The sequence below is a fragment of the Nonomuraea sp. NPDC004354 genome (genome assembly GCF_053602555.1).
The window spans coordinates 64,041-87,089 of the sequence record NZ_JBSGDV010000022.1; the positions used below are offsets into that span (position 1 = coordinate 64,041).

A 23,049-nucleotide genomic window follows, 5' to 3' on the forward strand; every position below is an offset into this window, starting at 1 on the left:
ATTGGGACCCCAGGGACACCGCTGACAGCGCTTTCGGCGCGCCGCCGCTACATGCTGGTCAGCCTCCTCACCTGGCTGCCGCCCGGCCTGATGATGGCCCCGATGGTGCTGCTCATGACCGAGCGGGGCCTCACCATCGCCGAGGTCGGCGCGGCCATGGCCGTCTACTCGGCGGTGAGCATCGCGCTCGAGCTGCCCACGGGCGGCCTGGCCGACGTCGCGGGCCGCAGGGTCGTCCTGTCGGTGTCGGCCGCCTTCACGGCGGCGGGACTGTCACTCATGGTCGTGGCCGACTCCTTCGTGCTCTTCGCGGCCGCCGCGGTTCTCAACGGCGCGGCGAGGGCGCTCTCCAGCGGGCCCGCCGAAGCCTGGTACGTCGACACCCTGCACGCCGCCGAGGGCCCCGCCGCCGATCTCAAGCCGGGGCTGTCCAGCGGATACGCGATGCAGGCGGTGGCGCTGTGCGGCGGCACGCTCGTCGGCGGGATCGTGCCCCTGGCCGTGCCCGGCGGGCTGGCCGTACCCCCGGGAATGGGCGCGGTCGCCGCCGTCGTGCTGCTGGTGGTCGTGCTCTTCGCGCTGCCCGAGCCGCCCCACCCGCGCGGCACGCTCGGCGAGGTGCTGCGCGCCGTGCCCGCCACCGTGGCCGCGGGGCTGCGCATGGCCGCCTTCGACGCCGTGCTGCGGCGGCTGATGCCGATCGCGGTGATCTTCGGCGTCGCGCTGGTCGCCGTCGAACTGCTCACCCCTGTACGGCTGGCCGCCCTCACCGGCGAGGCGGAGACCGGCGCCACCGCCTACGCCTTCGTCGCCGCGATCGGCTTCGCGGGCAGCGCCCTCGGCAGCGCGCTGGCCCCCAGGATCGCGGCGCTGCTCGGCGGCTCGGTGCGCGGCGCGGTGGCGGGCATCGTGGTGACCGCGCTGTCGCTGGCCGCGCTCGCCGCCACCGCGCGGCTGGACGGCGCGGCCGGCCTGGTGACCGCGGGGCTCGCCTACGCGGGGATGTTCACCGGGCTGTCGATCAACGCCCTGCTGCGCACCGAACTGACCCACCTGCGCGTCACCTCCGCCGAGCGCGCCACGATGACCTCCGTGACCGCCATGTCGCTGCAGGCGGGCGCGGGCCTGGCCAACCTGGGCCTGGCCGCGCTCGCGCTCGCCCTCGGCACGGCCGCCGCGTGGTGGCTGGCCGCGGCTTTGGTACTGGCCTCCGCCCTGCTGTTCGTCAGGCTCCCCGCCGTCCGTCCGGCCGCCCCGGAGGAGCAACCGGCCGCGTGACGCCCCTTCCCTGACCTCCGTCCCCGCGCCCACCCGGGCGTGGCGTGCGCCTCGCCGTGCGAACCGTTCCCCCCGTGCGAGGGGCGCTCGTCGGGCCGTGTGAACCGTCCCTGCACGGGACCAGGCCGTGCGAATCGGGGCCCGCGCGGTACGGGTGCTCGTCGGGCCGTGCGAGCCGTCTCGTCGTTCGCCCGGGCGTGGCGTCCGCCTCGCGGTGTGAACCGTTCCGGCGTTCACTCGGGCGTGCGTGCGCCTCGCCGTGCGAACCGTTCCCCCGCGGCACGGGCGCTCGTCGGGTCGTGCGAACCGTCTCGGCCTTCGCTCGGGCGTGGCGTGCGCCCCGCCGTGCGAACCCGGGCCCGCGCGGCACGGGCGCTCGTCGGGCCGTACGAACCGGGCCCGCGCGGCAGGGGTGCTCGTCCGTCGGGTCGGGCGGGCGGGTGCGTCCTGGGGTGCCCGGCGAGAAGGCAGGTGGGGCGGCGGAACCGAACATGGTTCTGGAACAATGGCGAGATGGCGAAGTTTGTGGTGACGGCGGCGAACGAGGCTCAGCGGGCCGCCTGGTTGGACGGAACGCTTCCCTCGGTCGAGAAGGTACGGCCGGGCCTGTGGTCGATCCCGGTGCCCATCCCGGTCAACCCGTTGCGCTACGTCCTGGTCTACGCCCTCGAGCTACCCGGCGGCGTCGCGATCATCGACGCGGGCTGGAACACCGACGAGGCCTACGAGGCGCTGGCCGCGGGCCTGGCCGTCGCCGGCTACGCGATCACTGACGTCAAGGCCGTGCTCGTCACCCACATCCACCCCGACCACTACGGCCTGGCCGGCCGCATCCGTGAGGCGTCGGGCGCGTGGATCGCGCTCCACCCCGCCGACGCCCGGCTGCTGAGCGACCGCTACGACGACGAGTACGTGGAGTCGCTGGTGGAACGGGAGAGGGCGCTGCTGGTCAGGTCGGGCGTGCCGGAGCGGACGCTGGGGGAGCTGGCGGGCGCGTCGATGATGATCAGGCACATGGTGACGATGGCGCCGCCGGACCGGCTCGTCGAGGACGGTGACCGGCTCGACCTGCCCGGCTGGGACCTGCGCGCGGTCTGGACGCCGGGGCACTCGCCCGGACACCTGTGCTTCGTCTCCGGCGAGCGCAGGGTGCTGTTCTCGGGCGACCACGTGCTCGCGAAGATCACCCCGATCGTCGCCGTGCACCCGCAGTCGGGTCCCGACCCGCTGGCCGACTACCTCGACGCGCTGCTCGCCGTGCGCAAGCTGGATGTGGAGGAGGTGCTGCCCGCCCACGAGTACCGCTTCATGGAACTGGCCGAGCGGGTGGACCACGTGATCGGCCACCATGAGGAGCGGCTGGCGGAGATCGAGGGCGTGGTGGCCGCCCATGACGGCATCACCTGCTGGGACATCGCCACCCGGCTGACCTGGTCGCGGCCGTGGGAGTCGATCCAGCCGTTCATGCGCAGGGCGGCCACCAACGAGACGCTCGCGCACCTGGTGTGGTTGGAGAACAAGGGGCGGGTCAGGTGTGTCCAGGGCGAGCCGGACATGTGGCATTCCATGTAAATCCTGTAGGAAAAGTTGACTAGATCCGGCGGGATGCGTAGCGTCGGTCGCGACGGCTGAGCAGCGGCCAGAGGAGAGCGATGAGCATCGTCACCGTCGTCGGCAACCCCCGAGCGGGATCCCGCACCCACAGCGCCGCGGTGGCGGCCACCGCCGCCATCGCCGCCCGGCTCGGCCACGAAGGGGAAAGGGACGTCATCGACCTGTCGGCCCTGGCCCCCCACCTGCTCCACCCCGGCGCGCACGCCGGTCTGGAGGTGGCGCTCGACCTGGTCCGCGGCGCGTCGGTGGTCGTGCTGGCCAGTCCCACCTACAAGGCCACGTACACCGGACTGCTCAAGGCCTTCCTCGACCGGCTGCCGCACCGGGCGCTGTCCGGCAAGACGGCGCTGCCGGTGCTGGTCATGGGCGACCCGCGGCACGCCCTGGCCGTCGAAGCGCACTTCCGGCCGCTGCTGGTGGAGCTCGGCGCGGCCGTGCCCACGCCAGGGCTGGCGCTGCTGGAATCGGAGCTGCCGGGCGACGAGGCGCTCGCCGCGTGGGCCGACCTGGTGGCGCCGCAGATCCTCCTCCGCGAGGGCGTCCCCGGCTGACCCGCGGTCCTTCCCGCCTCCCGTACCTGCTGTCCTTCCTGTACTCCTTGTGCTCTCTGTGCTCCCTGTACGGCAGCTGCTCCCTGTGCTCCCTGTACGGCAGGCTGCTTCCTGTGCTCCCTGTACGGCAGGCGGGGCCGGGCGCCACCCCTGGCACGGGGCGGGCGCCAGTCCAGGGATACGCGTCACCGGGCGCACGGGGCCGGGCGCCCCAACGGACCCGCCACGACCCTCCACGACCCGCCACGACCTGCCGGGCTTCCGGGCTTCCGGGCTGTCGAGCTTCCAGGCATCCGGGCTTCCGGGCTGTCGAGCTTCCGGGCATCCGGGCATCCGGGATTCCGGGATTCCGGGATTCCGGAGTGCGGGCGACGTGACGGTGGCCCGCCGGAGTCCCGCTGGAGTGCGCGTGATGGACGGGCGGTCAGCGGTGACCACGGTGGCCTCGACCCGGCCTGCCGTACAGGGAGGTGTACAGGGAGGCGAGGATCGGCGGCCCTGAGGTCGCCGTACCGGAAGCGAGCCTGTCAGTGGCGGGTGACGGTGTGGCGGCCGCGGGGGACCGGGAGGTCGAGCATGGTGCGGATGCCGGGCGGGGCCGCGCAGAGGGCGGGCACGATGTTGACCGCTCTGGCCGCGGCCGCCGCGAGCCCGTGGGAGACCTCGTCGACGGTCACCATCATCTGCGGCACGCCCTCGATGTGGATGGCGAACCCGGGCTCGGGCCAGCGGCGCACCTTGGCCGCGTCGGCCTTGTACACGCATTCGATGGTCATGAAGGGCCGCCCGCGCACCAGCCCGGAGAACACCCAGCGCGAGGCGCAGACGGTGCCCTCGCTGACCAGCCCGGCGGCGATCTCGAACTCCTCCGTCGCCAGCTCGAACTCGTCGCTCTCCTCCACCTCGTCCAGCCGCACGTCGAGCGCGTCGGCCACGAGCTGGACGCTCTCCGCGAACAGCGAGCGCTGGAAGGCCCGGTAGGGGCGCACGGCGGCGGTGTAGTCCTTGGCCGAGCGGGTGAAGCCGACCAGGTCCACCACGATCTGCCGGGAGGGATGGCCGCGGAAGTCGGACGACTCGCGAACGTAGATGTGGTCGACCCTGCTCGACAGCCCGGTCAGCGCCAGCGGCAGGAAGTCGCTCATGAAGCCCGGGTTGATCCCGGTCCCGTGGAGCGACGTGCCGCCCCTCTCGCAGGCCTCCTCGATGCGTTCGACGACGCCGGGCCCGTAGGAGCGCGGATAGACGAAGCCGGTGGTGGTGACGACGTTCTTGCCCGAGGCGAGCAGGGCGCAGATCGTCTCGACGTCGGAGTTGTGGTCGCGGCCGAAGTAGGAGGCGGGCAGCGGCATGTGCAGCACGCAGTCGGCGTCGAGCGCCATGATCCGCTCGACGTCGTCGGTGCACCTGACGCCCACCTCGGGCAACCGCGCCAGCTCTCCCGCGTCGACGCCGACCTTGTCGGGGTCGTAGACGAGGACACCGGCGAGCTCGAACTCGGGCCTGGTGAGCACGCTGCGCAGTGCGCAACGGCCGACGGCGCCAGTGGCCCACTGGATCACGCGGAGGGGCGGCTGTGCGGGCATGCAAGGCCTCCAGCCCGGATGGTGGGCGGGGCCGTTACAGGGAGGGGTGTCGTCCTTGACCGCCGCCCTAGCGGGGGCAAGAACTCTAGCAGAAATCCGCATGACTGATCACTGTCCGCAACAGCTTCGCCGGGATATTGTGCCCTTACTAGAATGTTGTTCTCCTACGGTGGAGGGTTCGCATGCTCCGGTTCGACGGCAAGGTCGCGATCATCACGGGCGCCGGGCACGGGCTCGGCCGCTCGCACGCGCTCCTCCTGGCCGAGCGAGGCGCGCGGGTCGTGGTCAACGACCTCGGCGGCGCTCTCGACGGCACCGGCGCGTCGGCCGGGCCGGCGGCCGACGTGGTCGAGCTGATCAGGAAGAACGGCGGCGAGGCCGTCGCCAACGCCGACAACGTCGCCACCCCCGAGGGCGCCAAGGCCGTCGTCCAGTCCGCCGTCGACGCCTTCGGCAAGGTCGACATCGTCATCAACAACGCGGGCATCCTGCGCGACAAGTCGTTCGGGAAGATGACGGTCGAGGAGTTCGACGCGGTGCTCGCGGTGCACGTGCGCGGCTCCTACCTGGTCAGCCAGGCCGCCTACCCCTACCTCAAGGAGCAGGGCTACGGGCGTGTCGTGAACACCTCCTCGCCCGCCGGACTGTTCGGCAACTTCGGCCAGGCCAACTACTCCACGGCCAAGATGGGCCTGGTCGGGCTGACCAAGACGCTGGCGATCGAGGGCGCGCGCAACGGCATCAAGGCCAACGCGATCGCGCCCATCGCCTGGACGCGCATGACCGAGGCGCTGCTTCCGGCCGAGTTCGAGGCGAAGTTCACGCCCGAGCGGGTGAGCGCGCTGGTGGCCTTCCTCGCGCACGAGACCTGCGAGACGTCGGGCGAGGTGTTCAGCGTCGGCGGGGGAAAGGTGGCGCGGGTGTTCGTGGCCGAGGGGCCGGGGTGGAAGACCGACGACCTGTCGCCCGAGGCGATCGCCGGCAACTGGGAGACGATCATGGCCGAGCAGCCGTACGTGCTGACGGCCGCCGACTCGATGAAGGCGATGCTGTAGCGGGCGGCGCGCATCTCCCTGCCGCTGCGGCCCTCGGCGACCGTCCGGACCACCTGGAGCTCCTGGGGGACCAACCGGCCGGCGAGGCGCAGGGCGGCGGGAACGGCGCCAGTTCGGTGCGGGCCCGCTCGACGGGCCCGCCGCCCGGTTCGACGGGCCGCCCGGTTCGACGGGCCCGCCGCCCAGTTCGACGGGCCTGCCGTCCCGCTCGTGCAGTTCCACGGCCTGCGCGTAGGGCTTCTCCTCGCCGGTCGCTACGGCGTGGCAGCGCAACGCGCCCGCCGTGGCCCAGGGGCGGTCGGCGGCTCGCGCCCAGGCCTCGATCGATCCGGCGGCGGGGCTCGGCGGCCCGCTGACGGCGCGCCCAGCCGTACGGCGGGCTCCACCTCCACCGGGCCGCCTGCCGCGGCGAGGAGGGCCGCGGCGAGGAGGGCGGTGTGAGGAGGGCGGTGTAGTGGCCAGGCCGCGTCCAGGGTGTCTCCAGCCGGTCGAGCCCCGTTCAACGTCCGGCGCCCAGGTCCAGCAGGCTCAGCGGGCAGGCCGAGGAACCCGGGTCCGCCGCCGCGCCGGTCGGCTCGCGGCACCGGCCGGTGCCGCCCTCGATGGCCGCGATCCTGACCGGCACCGGCTCCAGCCGCTCGACCCGCGCCCGCGAGCCGGTGTGCCTGGCGATGGCTGCCGCCTCGGCCGCCGCCACCTCTGCGCGGCATCCTGCCCTCGAGGACCTGCTGCCCGGCGTCTGCAGCACCTCTGCTAGCGCCGCGACCCGCCCCTTCCCTCTGGTAGCACCGCGACCCGCCCCTTCCCTTTGGTAGCACCGCGACCCGCCCCTTCCCTCTGGTAGCACCGCGACCAGCCCCTTCCCTCTGGTAGTACCGCGGCCACCCCTTCCCTCTGGTGGTACCGCGACCAGCCCTTCCCTCTGGTAGCGCCGCGACCAGCCCTTCCTTCCGGCAGCCTTCGCCGTCGTCGGTTCCGCGGCGTGCCGGCCTCCGTCGTCGTCGTTCCAAGGTGTCGGCTTCCGCCGTCGCCGGTTCCGCGGCGTGCCGGCCGCCGCTGCCGGATGCCTGCGGCTCGGGGAGCGGCCCGAGCAGGTGAGCGAGGCGGCCACGCTCAGGGCGGGCGGGCAGGCGCGGACGGCCGGCGGGCGGGCAGGCGCGGACGGCCGCGCGGGCGCGCGGGGCGCACCCGCGCGAAAACCCATGGTCACCGCCGGGTTCCGCCGGTCAAGACCCTACTTTGCTCGATCGGCGGCAGAAGATCTGCAAATCTCGGCCGGATGACACGCTCTTGATCCCTTGATTTCGTCATAAGTCTGCTCTTATCGTCGCGGCATGACGGGTGACGTCCCCGGCTCGCCGGGCGATGTTCTGACGTTGATCGGCAGGGGCCCGGCCACCACGCGGCCGGACCCCGACGACCACAACCTCGCTCCGGGCACCAGCAACGGGATCGCCGCATGTTGATCATGAGAGGCATCGTCAAGCAGTTCCCCGGCGTGCGGGCGCTGGACGGGGTCGACCTCGACGTGCGGGCGGGCGAGGTGCACTGCCTGCTCGGACAGAACGGTGCGGGCAAGTCCACGCTCATCAAGGTGCTCGCGGGCGTCCACCGGCCCGACGCGGGCACCATCGAGCTCAACGGCGCCACCATCGCGCCGAGCAGCCCGGTCGAGGCCATCAGGCTGGGCGTGGCCACCATGTACCAGGAGCTCGACCTCGTCGACGGGCTCAGCGTGGCGGAGAACATCATGCTGGGCCACGAACCCACCCGCCTCGGCTTCACCCGCCGCAAGGCGCTCAGGAACCGGGCCGGCGAGATCCTCCACCGGCTCGGCCACGGCGAGATCAGGCCGTCGACGGAGGTCGGCAGGCTGTCGCCGGCCGCCAAGCAGGTGATCTCGATGGCCCGCGCGCTCTCCCACGACGCCCGCGTGATCGTCATGGACGAGCCTTCGGCCGCCCTCGCCCACGACGAGGTCGCCAACCTCTTCCGCATCATCAGGGAGCTCACCGCGCAGGGCGTGGCCGTGGTCTACATCTCCCACCGGCTGGAGGAGATCAGGGAGATCGGCGACCGGGTCACCGTGCTCAAGGACGGCAGGACGGTCGCCGTGGGCCTGACCGCCCGCGAGACCCCGACCTCGCGGATCGTCTCGCTCATGACCGGCCGCACCGTCGAGTACGTCTTCCCGCCCCGCTCCGACCGCGCCGCCGGCGCCGAGGTGCTGCGCGTGGAGAACCTGAGTGCGCCCGGCGTCTTCACCGGCGTCTCCTTCGCCGTGCGGGCCGGTGAGATCGTCGGCCTGGCGGGCCTGGTCGGCTCGGGCCGTTCGGAGATCCTCGAGGCCGTCTACGGCGCGCGCCGCGCCACCGGCAGGGTCCTCCTGGACGGCAGGCCCGTCGGGGGCGACACCGCCCGGGCCGTGCAACAGGGCATGGGCCTGGCCCCGGAGGAGCGCAAGGCCCAGGCGCTCCTGCTCGACCAGTCGGTGACCGCCAACATCACCCTCGGCAGCCTCGGCCGCTACGCCAGGTTCGGCTGGCTGGACCGGGCGCGCGAGGACAGCGAGGCCAGGCGGCTCGTCAGGACGCTCGACATCCGGCCGCCCGATCCGCAACGGCCGATCAAGACGCTGTCCGGCGGTAACCAGCAGAAGGCGGTGCTGGCCCGCTGGCTGCTCAACGACCGCAAGCTGCTCCTGCTCGACGAGCCCACCAGGGGAGTGGACGTCGGCGCGAGGGCCGAGCTGTACGCGGTGATCAGGAAGCTGGCCGACGACGGCATCGGGGTGCTGCTGGTCTCCAGCGAGGTGCCCGAGGTCCTCGGGCTGGCCGACCGCGTACTGGTGGTCCGCGAGGGCCGGGTCATCCACGAGGCCGCCGCGCGGGAGCTCGACGAGCACACGGTGCTGGACATGATCATGGAAGGGAGCGCGGCGTGAGGTCCGAAGGCGTTTCCGCGGCCACGGCCACGGGCCGAACCGGCGTCCTCGCCAGGGTCGGCGAGGTGCGGCACCTGGGCCTGGTGGGGGCGCTGGCGCTGCTGGCCGTCGTGGGCCTGGTCACCGTGCCGGAGAACTTCGCCACCGCCGCCAACCTGGTGAGCATCCTGTCGCTGGCCGCCACCATCGGGGTCATCACCGTCGGCATGACGTTCGTGATCATCGGCGGCGGCATCGACCTGTCCGTCGGCGCGATCATGGCGCTCGCCTCGGTGTGGGCCACCACGCTCGCCACCCAGTCGTACGGCCCGCTCGTCATGGGCCTGTGCGCCGTCCTCGTCGGCACGGGCGCCGGCCTGGTCAACGGCCTGATGATCGCCTACGGGCGGATCGTGCCGTTCATCGCCACGCTGGCCATGCTGGTGGCCGCGCGCGGCCTGGCCCAGCGGATGTCGGACCGCAAGACGCAGCTCATCCAGCCGGGCAACGAGGCGATCGTCGCGCTGTCGACCACCAGGGTGCTCGGCATCCCCCTGCTGGTCTACATCTTCGCGCTGGTGGTCGCGGCCGGCTGGATCGTGCTCAACCGCACCACCTTCGGCCGCCGCACGTACGCGGTCGGCGGCAACCCCGAGGCGGCCCGGCTGGCCGGAATCGACGTGCGGCGGCACACGATGCTGCTGTACACGCTGTCGGGGCTCTGCTGCGGGATCGCCGCCATCCTGATCATGGCGCGGACCACCACCGGCTCCTCCACCCACGGCGACCTCTACGAGCTGGACGCCATCGCCGCGGTCATCATCGGCGGCACCCTGCTCACCGGCGGCCGGGGGACGATCATCGGCTCCATCCTCGGCCTGCTGATCTTCACGTTGATCACCAACCTGTTCATCCTCAACGGGCTCAACACCAGCGACCAGTTGATCGCCAAGGGCCTGATCATCGTCGTCGCCGTCCTTCTCCAGCGGCGGAACCTCAAGGAGAGAGCACCATGACCGAGAAAGTCGCGCGCCGAGGTCTCCTCGTTGGCGGGGCCGTCCTGCTGGCCACCGGATGCACCAGCAACCAGCCCACCGCCCAGCCGTCCGCCCAGAACTCGGCGCCCGCTCCCGCTCCCGCCGGCGGCAACGACCAGCCCGGCACGAGGGTCGTCATCGGCTTCTCCGCGCCCGCCGCCGACCACGGGTGGATCGCCGCGATCGCCAAGAACGCCGAGTCCGCCGCCAAGCGGTACACCGACGTCGACTTCAAGCCCGTCGAGCCGACCAACGACATCAACGCGCAGATCTCCGCCGTCGAGTCGCTGATCGCGGCCAAGGTGAACGCGCTGGTCATCCTGCCCAACGACGGCCGGCAACTGAACCAGGTCGCGCTCCAGGCCACCGCCGCGGGCATCCCCGTCGTCAACCTCGACCGCATCTTCCCCGACAAGCTCGCCTACCGCACCTGGATCGGCGGCGACAACTACGGCATGGGCGTCGCGGCCGGCCACTACATCGGCAGGAAGCTGAAGGCCAAGGGCGTGGCCGACCCCGTCATCGTGGAGATCCAGGGCATCGCCACGCTGCCGCTGACCCAGGACCGCAGCAGGGGCTTCGCCGACGCGCTCAAGACGTACGGCTTCGACGTCACCGCCAGTCAGGACGCCCAGTTCACGGTCGAGACGGGCAACAAGGTCGCCGCCAACCTGCTCCAGGCGCACAAGAAGATCGACGCGCTGTGGAACCACGACGACGACCAGGGCGTCGGCGTCCTCGCGGCGATCAGGGAGGCCGGCCGCGACGAGTTCTTCATGGTGGGCGGCGCCGGCTCGGCCAACGCCATGCGGGAGATCCAGTCGGGCGCCTCGGTGCTTGAGGCGACCGTCACCTACAGCCCCACCATGGCCTCCTCCGCCATCAGGCTGGCGAGGTTGATAGCCCAGGGAAAGGGCATGAGCGACCTCGTAGAGAACCAAGTGCCGCAGTCGATCACGCTCGCTTCGGAGACCATCACGAAGGAGAACGTGCAGAAGTACCTACCTCTGGGGTTCGAATCCTGATGACACAGACCACCCTCGGCGTCGGCATGGTGGGCTACGCGTTCATGGGACGCGTCCACTCCCAGGCCTGGCGCAACGTGGCGGCCTTCTTCGACCTGCCGGTGACCCCGGTCATGGCGGCCCTGTCCGGCAGGTCCCGCGAGGCCGTCACGGCCGCCGCGGCCACGATGGGCTGGGCCGCGGTCGAGACCGACTGGAAAGAGCTCGTCAACCGCGACGACGTGCAGATCGTCGACATCTGCACGCCGGGCGACTCCCACGCCGAGATCGCCGTCGCCGCGCTCCAGGCGGGCAAGCACGTCATCTGCGAGAAGCCGCTCGCCAACACCGTCGAGGAGGCCGAGGCGATGACGGCGGCGGCCGCCGCCTCCTCCGGCAGGTCGATGGTCGCCTTCAACTACCGGCGTGTGCCCGCCGTCGCGCTGGCGCGGCAGATGGTCGCCGCAGGGGAACTCGGGCAGATCAGGCACGTCAGGGCGCAGTACCTCCAGGACTGGATCGTCGACCCCGACTTCCCGCTGGTGTGGCGGCTGCAGAAGGACAAGGCGGGCTCGGGCGCGCTCGGCGACATCGGGGCGCACATCGTGGACGTCGCCCAGTTCGTCACCGGACAGCACGTCGTGGGCGTCTCGGCGCTCACCGAGACCTTCGTCAAGGAACGGCCGCTGGCGTCGGCCTCCGCGGGGCTCGGCGGCAGCCGTACCTCGGAGAAGGGGACGGTCACCGTCGACGACGCGGCGCTGTTCATCGGACGGATGTCCGGGGGAGCGATGGCCTCCTTCGAGGCGACCAGGTTCGCCACCGGGCGCAAGAACGCCCTGCGCCTGGAGGTCAACGGGTCTCTCGGCAGCCTCGCCTTCGACTTCGAGGCCATGAACGAGCTGTGGGTGTCGTCGGGTGGTGAGGGCTTCACACGGATCCTCGTCACCGAGCCCCACCATCCCTACGTGGGCGCGTGGTGGCCGCCGGGGCACGGCCTCGGCTACGAGCACACGTTCACGCACGAGATCAAGGACTTCCTCGAGGCGATCGGCACCGGCACGGACCCGTCGCCGTCGTTCGCCGACGGGCTGAGGGTGCAGCGGGTGCTGGCGGCGGTCGAACAGAGCGCGGCCGAAGGTTGCTACAAGGAGATCTCATGACGAGACCAGTCACGTTGTTCACGGGCCAGTGGGCCGACCTGCCGTTCGACGAGGTGTGCAGGCTGGCCGCCGAGTGGGGCTACGACGGCCTGGAGATCGCCTGCTGGGGCGACCACTTCGACGTCGGCCAGGCCGTCGCCGACCCGTCCTACGTGGCCGCCAAGCGGGCCCAGCTCGACAAGCACGGGCTCAAGGTCTGGGCCATCTCCAACCATCTGGCGGGACAGGCCGTGTGCGACCACCCCATCGACGCCCGCCACCAGGCGATCCTGCCGGCGCGCATCTGGGGCACGGGAGACCCCGAGTCGGTACGGCAGGCCGCCGCCGAGGAGCTGAAGAACACCGCGCGCGCCGCCGCGCTGCTCGGCGTCGACACCGTCGTCGGGTTCACCGGGTCGTCCATCTGGCACACCGTGGCCATGTTCCCCCCGGTCCCGCCGTCCATGATCGAGGCCGGGTACCAGGACTTCGCCGACAGGTGGAACCCGATCCTCGACGTGTTCGACGAGGTGGGCGTGCGGTTCGCGCACGAGGTGCACCCGTCCGAGATCGCCTACGACTACGTGACCACGCAGCGGACCCTCGAGGCGGTCGGCCATCGTCCCGCCTTCGGCCTCAACTGGGACCCCTCCCACATGGTGTGGCAGGACCTCGACCCGGTCGGCTTCATCCTCGACTTCGCCGACCGGATCTACCACGTCGACTGCAAGGACACCAGGGTCCGGGTGGGCGACGGGCGCAGAGGCCGGTTGTCGTCGCACCTGCCGTGGGCCGACCTGCGGCGCGGCTGGGACTTCGTCTCGACGGGGCGGGGCGACGTGCCGTGGGAGGACTGCTTCAGGGCGCTGAACTCGATCGGGTACGAAGGGCCCATCTCGATCGAGTGGGAGGACGCGGGGATGGACCGGCTCGACGGGGCGCCGGAGGCGCTGGCGTACATCAGGCGGATGAACGCGATCACCCCGCCGGCGGCGGCGTTCGACGCGGCGTTCGCCGCCGAGTAGGCGCCGGGCGGCCGTCGATCGTCTGGTAGGCGGTGGTCCAGAAGTCGCGGTGCAGGCGGTTGCGGGCAAGCGCGCATGATGTCCGCGTCATGCGCCTCGCCAGAAAACGGGCATGCGCTCACGTCGCTCCCGATGGCATGCTGGCAACGTGGTCGTACGCCTCCGCATCGCCGAAGAGCTGAGACTGTTCCTGCCGGTGGCCCGCCGCCAGGAGTGGCACGACGTGCCGCTCGACGGCACGGCCACGCTCGGGCACCTGGTCGAGGCGCTCGGCGTCCCGCTGACCGAGGTCGGGCCGATGCGGGCCGGTGACAGCGGCGTCGAGCCGTCGTACCAGCCCGCCGCCGGCGACGTGATCGAGGTGCCCCCGGTGCCGCGCCCGCAGCGGCTGCCCGAGGGGCCGCGTTTCCTGCTCGACGTGCACCTGGGCACCCTGGCCAGGCGGCTGCGGCTGCTGGGGATCGACACCGCCTACCACAACGACATGGACGACCCCTCGCTGGTCGCCCAGGCCAACGCCGAGCGGCGGGTCCTGCTGACCCAGGACCGCGGGCTGCTGCGCCGCCGCGCGCTGTGGCTGGGCGCGTACGTGCGCGGGTCGCGGGCTGACGATCAGCTGCGCGACCTGCTCGGACGGTTCGCCCCGCCGCTGCGCCCGTGGACGCGCTGCACCGCGTGCAACGGCGAGCTGGTCGCTGTCGGCAAGGAGGAGGTCGAGCCGCTGCTCGAGGTCGGCACCCGGCGCAACTACGACGCCTACGGCCAGTGCGGGGAGTGCGGCCAGGTCTACTGGCGCGGGGCGCACAGCGACCACCTGGAGGAGATCGTCCGTACGGCTTACGCCCACCCCGCGACCGGCGGCTGACGTCCTCCCGCCGTACGCGCATGCGTACGGTGCGCGCTGCCTGGACCGGGTCCTGGACGCCTGGCCGTCACCTTGCCGAGACCCCGATTCCGGCACCGCCCCACCCGCGCAGCGGCGGACGTCGTGCGCGCCTGCGATGCAACACTTCGCCGCCGAACTCCTTCAAGGTCGTGAAGGAACGACGAAAGGCGAAGGTAGTTGGAATCCGATTCCCGCTTCGCGGAATTCGTGGCGGAGCGTGGTGATGCGTTGCTCCGCTACGGCTACGTGCTCACGGGCAACGCGCACGACGCCGCCGACCTGGTTCAGGAGGCGCTGCTCAAGCTGCGCGGCGCCTGGCACCGGGTACGGCTGAAGGACCGCCCGGAGAGCTACACGCGTACCACGATGGCCAGGCTGCACGTAGCCGCCTGGCGACGACGGCGGCGCGAGCACCTTGTCTGGAGCCCGCCCGAGACGGAGCATCACGACACGCTGCCGACGGGGGACGAGCAGGCCCTGTGGGAAGCGCTGGCCGAGTTGCCGCGCAAGCAGCGCACGGTCCTGGTGCTGCGGTACTACGAGCAGCTGACCGACGCGGAGATCGCCGACCTGCTCGGCATCTCGACCGGGACCGTGCGCAGCCAGGCCTCGCGAGCGATGGACAAGCTCCGCGCCGCCCTACCGATTCCAGAGACGGCCCAGAAGAGGAGCGTGCGATGAACGATCTCGAGGAGACTCTGCGCAGCACCCTCGGCCACGCGGCCGAGCGGGCACCACGCCGGCTCGGCGCACTCGCCACCCAGGTGGAGGCCCGCCATCGGCAGCGCAGGCGGCGCACGCAGGCCGCGCTCGCGGCCGCGGCGGTGGCCGTGCTCGCGGGCGGCACCACGTTCGTCCTGACCGGGCCGGGGCCGGCCGCTCCGACCTTGGGAAATCCCCGAGCCACAGTCAGCGCCGAGGTCGCCACTCCTGCGCCGGCGGACCGAGCGCTGCCCGAGCCGGTGGAGAAGGTATGGCCGCAGGCGGTGCACAAGCTCCCCGCGAGGCTGCCGGACGGCAGCAGGTTCCAGCCTGTCGCCTTCATCGACGACCGGACCGTGCTGGTCGAGACCCAGGCGAGCTTCGAGAAGGCCGACGCCCTGTTCGCCTACGACCTCGAGACGCGCGAGGCGCGCCGACTCACCGACGTGCCGACACCGGAGGGGACGGTGTTGTTCGCCTCCGACTTCACCGTCGGCGACGGTCACATCGTGTGGTGGACGGCGAACAAGGAAGGCGTCGCGCAGCTCTGGTCGGTGCCGGTGACCGGCGGCAATGCGAAGCTCGTGGCCGAGCGGAAGGCCACCGTCCCGACGGAGGAGCGCGACAACGACGCCGCGCTGGACCCGCCGGCGGTCGCGAACGGCAGGATCACGTTCTCTTTCCGCAGCGGCGGCGTGTTCAGGGTGTCACTCGACGGCGGCACCACCGAACCGGTGCCGGACGCCGAGAGGCTGCACGTTCTGACGGGGCCGTGGATCGGTCCGGGCGGCTGGTACGGCCCTGATGAAGGGGTGCGGTTCGGCGAGATACGCAATGTCGAGACCGGCGAGACCAGGACCGCTGTCACCCGGCCCGGCGAGCGGGACGTCAGGTGCGGCGTGACATCGTGCATGGGTCTCCGCGCCGGCGGCAGGGAAGCGTTCGTCCGGCTGCGCGACGGGTCCGAGGAGCGGGAGCTCCCCGGCGGCTTCACTTTCCACCGCCTGCCGGCGCGAGACCGTTTCCACACGGCGCTCGCCGGGGACGCGAACGCCCGCAGGATGGCGCTACATGACCTGGCCACCGGCACCGCCGCCGACCTCGGGATCCGGATGGGCAAGGACAACAGCATCGCCTCCCCCCAGCCGGCGCTGGACGAACGGCTGATGGCCTACCCCGTCGGGGACGAGATCGTCGTCCTCGATCTGTCGAAGATCCCGTAGGGCTGGAGCCCGAGGTCGCCGGCCGAGTGACGGACGCACGAGCTCACCCGGGCGGCCCAGGTGAGCGGCGCTCGCGGATGCGTGGTGGCTGCCGTGGGGGAGGCCCCCACGGCCGCCCGCCGCCTCGCTAGTCGAACAGGACGATCTGGCGAAGCGCCTCACCGTTGCGCAACGCCGCCACCGCCTCGTTCAGGTCGGTCAGCTTGATCCGGGCGCTGATCAACGAGTCGAGGTCGAGCTGGCCCGCCTTGTACAGCTCCGCGAAGTACGGGAAGTCGTGCCTGACGTCGGCCTCGCCGTACAGCGAGGAGAGCAGGTTCTTGCCCTCGAACAGCAGGCTGAACGCCGAGATCGACACCATGTCGTCCATGGCGCCCGCGCCCACCACGATGACGTCGCCGCCCTGGCGGGTGAGCTGCCAGGCGCTCTGGATGGTGGCCGACTTGCCGACGACCTCGAAGCCGTAGTCGAAGCCCTGCCCGCCGGTGAGCTCCTGGAGCGCCCCCGGCAGGTCGTCGGGGGTGACGGCGTGGGTGGCGCCGACCTTCAGCGCCAGCTCGTGCTTGGCGGCGAGCGGGTCGACGGCGAGGATGGTGCGCGCGCCCGAGATGCGGGCGCCCTGGATGACCGACAGGCCGACGCCGCCGCAGCCGATGACGGCGACGGTGGAGCCCGGCCGGACGCGCGCGGTGTTGACGGCCGCGCCGACGCCGGTGGTGATGCCGCAGCCGATGAGGGCGGCGGCCTCCCACGGCACGGCGGGGTCGACCTTGATCGCTCCCTGCCACGGGATGACGATCTCCTCCGCCCAGGTGCCGCTGCCTGCCATGCCGTACACCATCGTGTCGCCCATCCGGAAGGTGCCGGTGGTGAAGGACTCGACGACGTACTTCATGCAGAGGTACGGCTGGCCCCCCACGCACAGCGCGCACTCCTGGCAGGCGGGGCGCCAGTTGATGATGACGTGGTCGCCCGGCTGGACCGAGGTGACGTGGTCACCGACCTCCACGACCTCGCCCGCGCCCTCGTGGCCCGGGACCAGCGGCACCGGCTGCGGAAGGGCGCCGGTCATCGCCGACAGGTCCGAGTGACAGACCCCGGTGGCCTTGATCTTGACGCGCACCTGGGCCGGGCCGACGGGGGCGAGAGTGATGTCGTCGCGGATGTCGAGCTTGTCGTCTCCTACGGTGTGGAGCAGCGCTGCGCGCATGGGGGGTCACTCCTCGAGTGAGAGGGCGGCTTTCGGACATGACCGCACCGCGTGGCGGACGCGGTCCAACATCTCCGGCGGCGGCTCAGGCAGCAGGATGTGCAGCTGGTCGTCGTCGTCCACCTCGAAGACCTCGGGCGCGAGCCCCATGCACACGGCGTTGGCCTCGCAGACCAGGTAATCGACTTTGATCTTCATGACAGCCTCCTGTGGTCCCATGAGACCACTCTGGTCGGCTCCACGACGAACGCGGCGCGCTTTTTCCCGGTGTGTTCCACGTACTCCCTGAGCAGTTCGTCGGGCACGCCGGGGGTCATCCGCCGGGCGATCTCCATGCCGATGTCGAGGGTCGTCTCGACCTGCTCGGCGACGCCGTACACCAGGACGCCGCGGAGCTCGGCGTAGTCGTCGCCCGACTCGATCAGGCAGCTGACCCGCGGGTCGCGTTCCAGGTTGCGGGTCTTCTGCGCCTTGCCGTAGGTCCAGAAGGCGATCCGGCCGGCGTCCAGGGCGTAGAACATGGTCACCAGGTGCGGGGTGCCGTCCGGGTTGATGGTCGCGAGCTGCAGCTTGCGCGACTCCTGGAGGAAGGCGGCGATGTCGTCGTCGGACATCGCGATGCGGGCGCGCTGGTTCACGTGCCAAGTAGAACAGGTTCCAGAATCTCGTTCAAGAGGAATGTTCGGTTCGAGTCGTGAGTAAGGTGCTCGTCATGGAGATGCCGCCCGATCTGCTGCTGGCCGCCGAGCGCGCCAAGGGGTTCATGCCCGCCGACGAGGGCATGGCGCTGTTCAGGGCCGCCCTCCGGTACGGCACGCGCGGCCCCATCTGCGAGATCGGCACCTACTGCGGCAAGTCGGCCGTCTACCTCGGCGCCGCCGCCCGCCTGACCGGCTCGGTCGTGGTGACGGTCGACCACCACAGGGGATCGGAGGAGATCCAGCCGGGCTGGGAGCACCACGATCCCACGCTCGTCGACCCGCGCTTCGGGAAGATGGACTCCCTGCCGACCTTCCGCACGACCATCGCGGAGGCGGGCCTCGAGGACGAGGTCATCGCGATCGTGGGCCGCTCGGAGCAGGTCGCGCGGCTGTGGAACACGCCGCTGGCGATGCTGTTCATCGACGGCGGCCACTCCGACGAGCCGGTGACGCGCGACTACGAGGGCTGGTCACCGCACGTGATGGTGGGCGGGGCGCTGGTCTTCCACGACATCTACCCTGATCCGGCCGACGGCGGGCAGGCGCCGTACCGGGTGTATCTGCGCGCGCTGGAGACCGGCGCCTTCGAGGAGACCTCGGTGACGGGCTCGCTCCGCGTCCTGACCCGCCTGCGCTAGCCGGCCCCGCCTTCCAACGGCCGGCCCCGCCTTCCTGCGGTCAGGCCCGCCTTCCTGCGGCCAGGCCCGCCTTCCTGCGGTCAGGCCCGCCTTCCTGCGGTCAGGCCCGCCTTCCTGCGGTCAGGCCCGCCTTCCTGCGGCCAGGGCACGCCTTCATGGAGCCGGGTCCGGTTCAGTGAGCGCGGCGCCGCCGGCAGTCCCTCACCGGTTCCTGCGGAGCCACGCGCGGCGGGTGTGGGCCTGCCAGGAGAGGAAGTCCTCGGGGCTGTGCGGGTCGTGACCGAGCTCGATCAGCGCCCGGTCCGCCCACGCGGCGGCCTGCTCGGGCTCGGCCCCTGCCATCAGCTGGACGGCGTGCTCGGCGTGGCCGGGCAGGTGCCCCTCGCGGAGCATGGCGGCCGCCGCGAGGGCCGCGCCCTGCGTCAGATGGGCCCGGAAGCCGTCGGAGGCGGCGTAGGCGGTCAGCCTGCACAGCTCGTCCAGGTCCGCGCCGCCCACGTACGTGGCCGCGAACGCCACGCCGCTCCACAGGTCCGCCCTGCGCGTCGCCGGATACTCGGCGACGCGCGCCGAGACGTCCTCCGGCGAGGCGCAGTCGTGGAACCAGAGCATGCGCCCCAGCCCCTGGTCGAACAGCGCGCGCCGGCTCCTGGTGAGCAGGCGGGGAACGGCGCGCTCACCCACCATCCGGTCGGCGCGGGCGAGCGAGCGCTGGAAACCGAACCCGTCGACCGCCAGCCAGCGCAGCAGCGGATGCGTGCCGCCGAGACCCTGGAGGGGGCGGACCCGCAGCCCCGCGTACGCCCGGCCGGCGCCGAGGTACGCGAGGTGCTGGTGCCGTATGGCGGGGCCGGCTAGTAGCTCGCGAAGGCGCCGGCCCCGGGTCATGGTGAGCAGGTCGAGGGTCGCGCACGCCGTGGCGGCGCCCGCGTACCCGAAACCGCGCTGCTCGGGTGAGAGCTCGTCGATCCTGCCCGTCTCGCGGGACAGGACCGCGTTGTAACCGAAGACGTACGACCGCTCGGAGCGCTCGATGGCCGCCCGGGCGGGCCCCGACCGCAGGCGGAAGCGGCGCCTGCCGAGGTCGGCCTCGGCAGGGTCCTTCGCCAGCAGGCGCCGGAGCCCCGCCGAAGGGGAGACGGTCGGATCGGTCGTGACCTGCTCCAACAACGCAAGCGTGCCCGTGTCGCCCACTCTTCCCCCGAAGACGCATCGAACGGCCACTGACGAACCTAGTGAGCGCGTCGCGGCGTCCCTCGGCGGCGCTCCGCCCCCGGTGGCAAAGAAGCGATAAAACGGCTTGCGGGTGCCGGCGGCCGGGAAGCGCTGTGCGGGATCAGGAACGCTCGCCGTACAGGGAGGGGCTGGTCTGCCCGGAGACGGGGATGTCGCGGAACAGGCCCGCGGCCGGGGTGAACCCGGAGAGGGCGTCGGCGGCCAGGATCACGGCGGCGGCGGTGTAGCCGGAGCGCTCGTGCGGGAAGTGCTTGCGGTTCACGAACTGCCAGCCGGTCCAGTACGAGCCGTCCTCGTGACGCAGGTGCTGCATGTCGGCGAACAGCCGTCCGGCCCGCTCGCGGTCGCCGACGGCGTCGAGGGCGAGCACGAGCTCGCAGGTCTCCGCGCCCGTCACCCACGGCTGGTCGGACACGCAGCGGATGCCGAGGCCGGGCACGACGAAGGTGTCCCACTCCTTGTCGAGCAGGTCGAAGGCCAGGTCGCCGCGGACGGCGCCGCCGAGCACGGGGTAGTACCAGTCCATCGAGAAGCGGCTCTTGTCGGCGAACGCCTCGGGATGGTTCCGCAGCACGTTGGCCAGACGGTCGGCGGCCAGCTCCCAGTGGGGCTGCGGGTCGCCGAGCCGCTCGCCGAGCAGGACACCGCTGCGCAGGCCCTGGTGGATGCTGGAGCAGCCGGTCAGCAGCGCGTAGCCGGACGGGTGGCCCTCCGCGTCACGCTCCCAGACGATCTCGCCGCGCGGGGTCTGGAGGTCGACGACGTAGTCCAAGGCCTTCTTGACCATGCCCCAGCGCCCGTGCGCCGCCTCCAGGTCCTCGGTGACGAGGAGGTCGTGCCAGGCGCCGACGGCCACGTAGGCGGCGTGGTTCGTCTCGCCGCCCCGCTCGACCGCCTCGCCCGCGACCAGCTTCATCGGCCACGAGCCGTCCTCGCGCTGGTGGGCCGCCAGCCAGGCGTAGCCGCGCTCGACCTCGTCCCTGAGGCCCGCCACGGCCATGGCCATGAGGCACTCGACGTGGTTCCACGCGTCGACGTGCCCCTCGGGCCACGGCACGCCGCCGTCGCCCTCCTGGATGGCCGAGATGCTCAGCGCTGTCCGGAGGACGTGCTCCCGCGTGATCACGCAGGCTTCCTGATGTAGAGCACCACGCTCTTGCCGACGACCTGGTTCAGCACGGCCTCGGCCACCCTGGTCGTCCGCGGGCGCTTCATGATGTCCCAGACCAGGAGCTTGTGGTACGCCTTGGCCAGCGGGTGGTCGTCATTGTTCACGCCGACCGCGCACTTGATCCACCAGTACGGCGCGTGCAGGCCGTGCGCGTAGTGGTGCGGCCCCACCCTGAAGCCCGTCGCCTTCAGCTTGGCCCTCAGCTCCGCCAGCGTGTAGATCCTGATGTGCCCGCCGGGAGCCGTGTGGTAGGCCTCGCTCAGCGCCCAGCAGATCCGCTCGGGCAGGAACGCGGGCACGGTGATCGCGGCCAGCCCGCCCGGCTTGAGCACCCGCAGGATCTCCCGCATCGCGGTCGTGTCCTCGTGGATGTGCTCCAGCACCTCGGCGGCGATCACCCGGTCGAAGCTGTCGTCCTCGAACGGCATGTCGAGCGCGGTGCCCTGGACCGTCTCGCCGGTGCCCTCGGCCTCGCCGGCCTCCTCCATCGCCGCGAACATCGACTTCACGCCGTCGAGCTCGGCCTGGTCCATGTCGAACGCGACCACGTCCGCGCCCCTGCGCAGCACCTCGAAGGCGTGGCGGCCGCCGCCGCAGCCCAGGTCCAGCACCCGATGGCCCGGTCCGACGGGCAGCCGGGTGAAGTCGACGGTCAGCACTTGCCGAACTCCTCAATGGCCTCTCTGTAGGCCTCGACGGTCTTCTTGGCGACGACGTGCCAGGTGTAGCGCTCCATCACGCGGTCGTAGCCCGCCTTGCCGACCCGCTCGCGCTCCTCGGGGTCGTCGTGCAGGCGGCGCAGCACCGCGGCGAGCTCCTCGGGGTCGCCCGGCGCCACCTGCACCGCCGCGTCGCCGACCACCTCGGGCAGCGCTCCGGTACGGCTGGCGACCAGCGGGGTGGCGCAGGCCATGTGCTCGACGGCGGGCAGGGAGAAGCCCTCGTAGAGGCTCGGGACCACGGAGATCTCCGAGGTGGCGATCAGCTCGCCGAGCTCGTCGTCGGAGATGCCGTGGACGAAGCGGACCCGGTCCTGGAGCGACAGCTCCTGGACGAGCTGCTCGGTGGGGCCTCCGGGGGTCGGTTTGCTGACGACGGTGAGGTTCACGTCGCGCTCGGTGGCCAGCTTGGCGACCGCCCGCAGCAGCGTCGCGACGCCCTTCATCGGGGAGTCGGCGGAGGCCACGGCGACGATGGAGCCCTTCCTGCGCGGCTTGTCCGGCCTCGGGTGGAAGTAGCGCGTGTCCACGCCGAGCGGGATCAGGCGCATGTTGGCCTGCGGGACGTTGAAGTCGCGGTGGATGTCGGCCAGGCTCGACTCGCTGACCGTGAGGATCGGCTTCAGCCTCGGCGCCACCTTGGCCTGCATCCTGACGAACCCGTACCACCTGCGCATGGTCAGCTTCTTGGCGCCCGTGGCCGCCTCGAGCTCGATGCGCCGGTCGACGCTGATCGGGTGGTGGATGGTCCCCACGACGGGGAACAGCTTCTGGATGCCGAGCAGGCCGTACCCGAGGGTCTGGTTGTCCTGGACGACGTCGAAGTCGCCGACGCGCTTCTTGAGCTCGCGGTAGGCGCGCAGGGTGAAGGTCAGCGGCTCGGGGAAGCCGGCCGTCCACATCGTCCCGACCTCGAGCCAGTCGATCCAGTCGCGGTACTCGTGCAGCTTCGGGGTGCGGAAGGGGTCTTCGTCGCGGTAGAGGTCGAGGCTCGGGACCTTGTTGAGGATGACGCCCTCGTCCAGTTCCGGGTACGGCTGGCCGGAGAAGACCTCCACGTGGTGACCCAGTGCGACCAGTTCTCTGCTGAGGTGGCGGAGGTAGACGCCTTGACCGCCACAGGTGGGCTTACTCCGGTAGGAAAGCAGCGCAATCCGCACGGATACCCCTTTCTCCACCGGTACCGTGAAAGATGACCTTAGTCTGCGCACCTTACCATTGGGTAGGTATGCGGGACCTCTTGTGGAATTGTTCCTCGGTTGGCTTTCACGGCGCGCGAACTGGGAAGTTAGCCTGACCGAACGGCGTTCGGTGGAACGCGTTCTATGGCGGTTGCTGCTTCACCAGG

The 23,049-nt window shown here is 71.5% G+C and carries 23 protein-coding genes; 14 read left to right on the top strand and 9 right to left on the bottom strand.

The window, feature by feature from the left end; all coding sequences use genetic code 11:
* The first annotated feature begins 51 nt into the window (after positions 1-51).
* From ACWENQ_RS39140 to ACWENQ_RS39150, 3 genes are all read left to right on the top strand, one after another.
* Positions 52-1,278: an MFS transporter gene (locus tag ACWENQ_RS39140; protein ID WP_449928399.1), complete on the top strand. Its 1,227-nt coding sequence runs from the start codon at positions 52-54 to the stop codon at positions 1,276-1,278.
* Positions 1,279-1,791: 513 nt separating this feature from the next.
* The gene (locus tag ACWENQ_RS39145; protein ID WP_449928401.1) at positions 1,792-2,850 is read left to right on the top strand and encodes an MBL fold metallo-hydrolase; all 1,059 of its coding nucleotides are present in this window, start codon (positions 1,792-1,794) and stop codon (positions 2,848-2,850) included.
* Between the two features lie 80 nt (positions 2,851-2,930).
* Complete coding sequence (locus ACWENQ_RS39150; protein WP_452418768.1) at positions 2,931-3,443, top strand: NADPH-dependent FMN reductase; 513 nt, start codon at positions 2,931-2,933, stop codon at positions 3,441-3,443.
* 527 nt (positions 3,444-3,970) lie between these two features.
* Here ACWENQ_RS39150 and ACWENQ_RS39155 read toward each other — a convergent pair.
* Positions 3,971-5,029 (bottom strand): NAD(P)H-dependent amine dehydrogenase family protein, encoded by a 1,059-nt coding sequence (locus ACWENQ_RS39155; protein ID WP_452418770.1) that lies wholly within the window; start codon positions 5,027-5,029, stop codon positions 3,971-3,973.
* Between the two features lie 182 nt (positions 5,030-5,211).
* On the opposite strand from ACWENQ_RS39155, the gene ACWENQ_RS39160 reads away from it, so the two are divergent.
* A complete protein-coding gene (locus ACWENQ_RS39160; protein ID WP_452418771.1) occupies positions 5,212-6,084 on the top strand; it encodes an SDR family oxidoreductase in 873 nt (290 codons plus the stop codon).
* A 499-nt stretch (positions 6,085-6,583) separates the two neighbouring features.
* Here ACWENQ_RS39160 and ACWENQ_RS39165 read toward each other — a convergent pair whose 3' ends face one another.
* Positions 6,584-6,781 (bottom strand): hypothetical protein, encoded by a 198-nt coding sequence (locus ACWENQ_RS39165; protein WP_449928407.1) that lies wholly within the window; start codon positions 6,779-6,781, stop codon positions 6,584-6,586.
* A 637-nt stretch (positions 6,782-7,418) separates the two neighbouring features.
* On the opposite strand from ACWENQ_RS39165, the gene ACWENQ_RS39170 reads away from it, so the two are divergent.
* The 9 genes from ACWENQ_RS39170 to ACWENQ_RS39210 all read left to right on the top strand — a co-directional run bounded on the left by ACWENQ_RS39170 (position 7,419) and on the right by ACWENQ_RS39210 (position 16,026).
* Positions 7,419-7,550: a hypothetical protein gene (locus tag ACWENQ_RS39170; protein ID WP_449928409.1), complete on the top strand. Its 132-nt coding sequence runs from the start codon at positions 7,419-7,421 to the stop codon at positions 7,548-7,550.
* Positions 7,544-9,028, top strand: coding sequence for a sugar ABC transporter ATP-binding protein (locus tag ACWENQ_RS39175; protein WP_452418773.1), 1,485 nt, complete (start codon positions 7,544-7,546; stop codon positions 9,026-9,028). Before ACWENQ_RS39170 ends, ACWENQ_RS39175 begins: the two co-directional genes overlap by 7 nt.
* Positions 9,025-10,023, top strand: coding sequence for an ABC transporter permease (locus ACWENQ_RS39180; RefSeq protein WP_449928413.1), 999 nt, complete (start codon positions 9,025-9,027; stop codon positions 10,021-10,023). Before ACWENQ_RS39175 ends, ACWENQ_RS39180 begins: the two co-directional genes overlap by 4 nt.
* Positions 10,020-11,069, top strand: coding sequence for an ABC transporter substrate-binding protein (locus ACWENQ_RS39185; RefSeq protein WP_449928415.1), 1,050 nt, complete (start codon positions 10,020-10,022; stop codon positions 11,067-11,069). Before ACWENQ_RS39180 ends, ACWENQ_RS39185 begins: the two co-directional genes overlap by 4 nt.
* Positions 11,069-12,211, top strand: coding sequence for a Gfo/Idh/MocA family protein (locus ACWENQ_RS39190; RefSeq protein ID WP_449928417.1), 1,143 nt, complete (start codon positions 11,069-11,071; stop codon positions 12,209-12,211). Before ACWENQ_RS39185 ends, ACWENQ_RS39190 begins: the two co-directional genes overlap by 1 nt.
* Complete coding sequence (locus ACWENQ_RS39195; protein WP_449928419.1) at positions 12,208-13,215, top strand: sugar phosphate isomerase/epimerase family protein; 1,008 nt, start codon at positions 12,208-12,210, stop codon at positions 13,213-13,215. Before ACWENQ_RS39190 ends, ACWENQ_RS39195 begins: the two co-directional genes overlap by 4 nt.
* 112 nt (positions 13,216-13,327) lie before the next feature.
* Complete coding sequence (locus ACWENQ_RS39200) at positions 13,328-14,080, top strand: Mut7-C RNAse domain-containing protein (RefSeq protein WP_452418775.1); 753 nt, start codon at positions 13,328-13,330, stop codon at positions 14,078-14,080.
* A 198-nt stretch (positions 14,081-14,278) separates the two neighbouring features.
* The gene (locus ACWENQ_RS39205) at positions 14,279-14,782 is read left to right on the top strand and encodes a SigE family RNA polymerase sigma factor (protein ID WP_354910015.1); all 504 of its coding nucleotides are present in this window, start codon (positions 14,279-14,281) and stop codon (positions 14,780-14,782) included.
* Positions 14,779-16,026 (top strand): TolB family protein, encoded by a 1,248-nt coding sequence (locus ACWENQ_RS39210; RefSeq protein ID WP_452418777.1) that lies wholly within the window; start codon positions 14,779-14,781, stop codon positions 16,024-16,026. The genes ACWENQ_RS39205 and ACWENQ_RS39210 overlap by 4 nt, the downstream gene beginning before the upstream one ends.
* 127 nt (positions 16,027-16,153) lie before the next feature.
* On the opposite strand, the gene ACWENQ_RS39215 is transcribed toward ACWENQ_RS39210, so the two are convergent.
* From ACWENQ_RS39215 to ACWENQ_RS39225, 3 genes are read right to left on the bottom strand one after another with little or no spacing between them, the layout of a single operon-like run.
* Positions 16,154-17,236 (bottom strand): Zn-dependent alcohol dehydrogenase, encoded by a 1,083-nt coding sequence (locus ACWENQ_RS39215; RefSeq protein ID WP_452418779.1) that lies wholly within the window; start codon positions 17,234-17,236, stop codon positions 16,154-16,156.
* A 6-nt stretch (positions 17,237-17,242) separates the two neighbouring features.
* The gene (locus ACWENQ_RS39220; RefSeq protein ID WP_354910008.1) at positions 17,243-17,434 is read right to left on the bottom strand and encodes a ferredoxin; all 192 of its coding nucleotides are present in this window, start codon (positions 17,432-17,434) and stop codon (positions 17,243-17,245) included.
* Positions 17,431-17,874, bottom strand: coding sequence for a pyridoxamine 5'-phosphate oxidase family protein (locus ACWENQ_RS39225; RefSeq protein WP_354910005.1), 444 nt, complete (start codon positions 17,872-17,874; stop codon positions 17,431-17,433). The genes ACWENQ_RS39220 and ACWENQ_RS39225 overlap by 4 nt, the downstream gene beginning before the upstream one ends.
* 74 nt (positions 17,875-17,948) lie before the next feature.
* Between ACWENQ_RS39225 and ACWENQ_RS39230 the strand changes: the two genes are divergently transcribed.
* Entirely contained in the window at positions 17,949-18,575 is a 627-nt protein-coding gene (locus ACWENQ_RS39230; RefSeq protein WP_449928523.1) for a class I SAM-dependent methyltransferase, read from the top strand.
* 201 nt (positions 18,576-18,776) lie between these two features.
* Here ACWENQ_RS39230 and ACWENQ_RS39235 read toward each other — a convergent pair whose 3' ends face one another.
* The 4 genes from ACWENQ_RS39235 to ACWENQ_RS39250 form a co-directional block, all read right to left on the bottom strand.
* The gene (locus tag ACWENQ_RS39235) at positions 18,777-19,742 is read right to left on the bottom strand and encodes a DUF1702 family protein (RefSeq protein ID WP_452418780.1); all 966 of its coding nucleotides are present in this window, start codon (positions 19,740-19,742) and stop codon (positions 18,777-18,779) included.
* Between the two features lie 169 nt (positions 19,743-19,911).
* Positions 19,912-20,937, bottom strand: a complete 1,026-nt coding sequence (locus ACWENQ_RS39240; RefSeq protein WP_449928432.1) for a prenyltransferase — start codon at positions 20,935-20,937, stop codon at positions 19,912-19,914.
* Positions 20,934-21,641 (bottom strand): methyltransferase domain-containing protein, encoded by a 708-nt coding sequence (locus tag ACWENQ_RS39245; protein ID WP_354909999.1) that lies wholly within the window; start codon positions 21,639-21,641, stop codon positions 20,934-20,936. The genes ACWENQ_RS39240 and ACWENQ_RS39245 overlap by 4 nt, the downstream gene beginning before the upstream one ends.
* Positions 21,635-22,861 carry a glycosyltransferase family 4 protein gene (locus tag ACWENQ_RS39250; RefSeq protein ID WP_354909997.1) on the bottom strand — a complete coding sequence of 409 codons (1,227 nt, stop codon included), beginning with the start codon at positions 22,859-22,861 and terminating at the stop codon, positions 21,635-21,637. Before ACWENQ_RS39250 ends, ACWENQ_RS39245 begins: the two co-directional genes overlap by 7 nt.
* Positions 22,862-23,049: the final 188 nt, after the last annotated feature.

What these genes read in the sequence shown, in the direction of transcription:
- ACWENQ_RS39140 (WP_449928399.1), top strand. Translation starts at nt 52, where the DNA reads ATGCTGGTCAGCCTCCTCACCTGGCTGCCGCCCGGCCTGATGATGGCC.
- ACWENQ_RS39220 (WP_354910008.1), bottom strand. Translation starts at nt 17,434, where the DNA reads ATGAAGATCAAAGTCGATTACCTGGTCTGCGAGGCCAACGCCGTGTGC.
- ACWENQ_RS39145 (WP_449928401.1), top strand. Translation starts at nt 1,792, where the DNA reads ATGGCGAAGTTTGTGGTGACGGCGGCGAACGAGGCTCAGCGGGCCGCC.
- ACWENQ_RS39215 (WP_452418779.1), bottom strand. Translation starts at nt 17,236, where the DNA reads ATGCGCGCAGCGCTGCTCCACACCGTAGGAGACGACAAGCTCGACATC.
- ACWENQ_RS39200 (WP_452418775.1), top strand. Translation starts at nt 13,328, where the DNA reads ATGCGCTCACGTCGCTCCCGATGGCATGCTGGCAACGTGGTCGTACGC.
- ACWENQ_RS39195 (WP_449928419.1), top strand. Translation starts at nt 12,208, where the DNA reads ATGACGAGACCAGTCACGTTGTTCACGGGCCAGTGGGCCGACCTGCCG.
- ACWENQ_RS39160 (WP_452418771.1), top strand. Translation starts at nt 5,212, where the DNA reads ATGCTCCGGTTCGACGGCAAGGTCGCGATCATCACGGGCGCCGGGCAC.
- ACWENQ_RS39150 (WP_452418768.1), top strand. Translation starts at nt 2,931, where the DNA reads ATGAGCATCGTCACCGTCGTCGGCAACCCCCGAGCGGGATCCCGCACC.
- ACWENQ_RS39185 (WP_449928415.1), top strand. Translation starts at nt 10,020, where the DNA reads ATGACCGAGAAAGTCGCGCGCCGAGGTCTCCTCGTTGGCGGGGCCGTC.
- ACWENQ_RS39175 (WP_452418773.1), top strand. Translation starts at nt 7,544, where the DNA reads ATGTTGATCATGAGAGGCATCGTCAAGCAGTTCCCCGGCGTGCGGGCG.
- ACWENQ_RS39190 (WP_449928417.1), top strand. Translation starts at nt 11,069, where the DNA reads ATGACACAGACCACCCTCGGCGTCGGCATGGTGGGCTACGCGTTCATG.
- ACWENQ_RS39170 (WP_449928409.1), top strand. Translation starts at nt 7,419, where the DNA reads ATGACGGGTGACGTCCCCGGCTCGCCGGGCGATGTTCTGACGTTGATC.
- ACWENQ_RS39230 (WP_449928523.1), top strand. Translation starts at nt 17,949, where the DNA reads ATGGAGATGCCGCCCGATCTGCTGCTGGCCGCCGAGCGCGCCAAGGGG.
- ACWENQ_RS39155 (WP_452418770.1), bottom strand. Translation starts at nt 5,029, where the DNA reads ATGCCCGCACAGCCGCCCCTCCGCGTGATCCAGTGGGCCACTGGCGCC.
- ACWENQ_RS39210 (WP_452418777.1), top strand. Translation starts at nt 14,779, where the DNA reads ATGAACGATCTCGAGGAGACTCTGCGCAGCACCCTCGGCCACGCGGCC.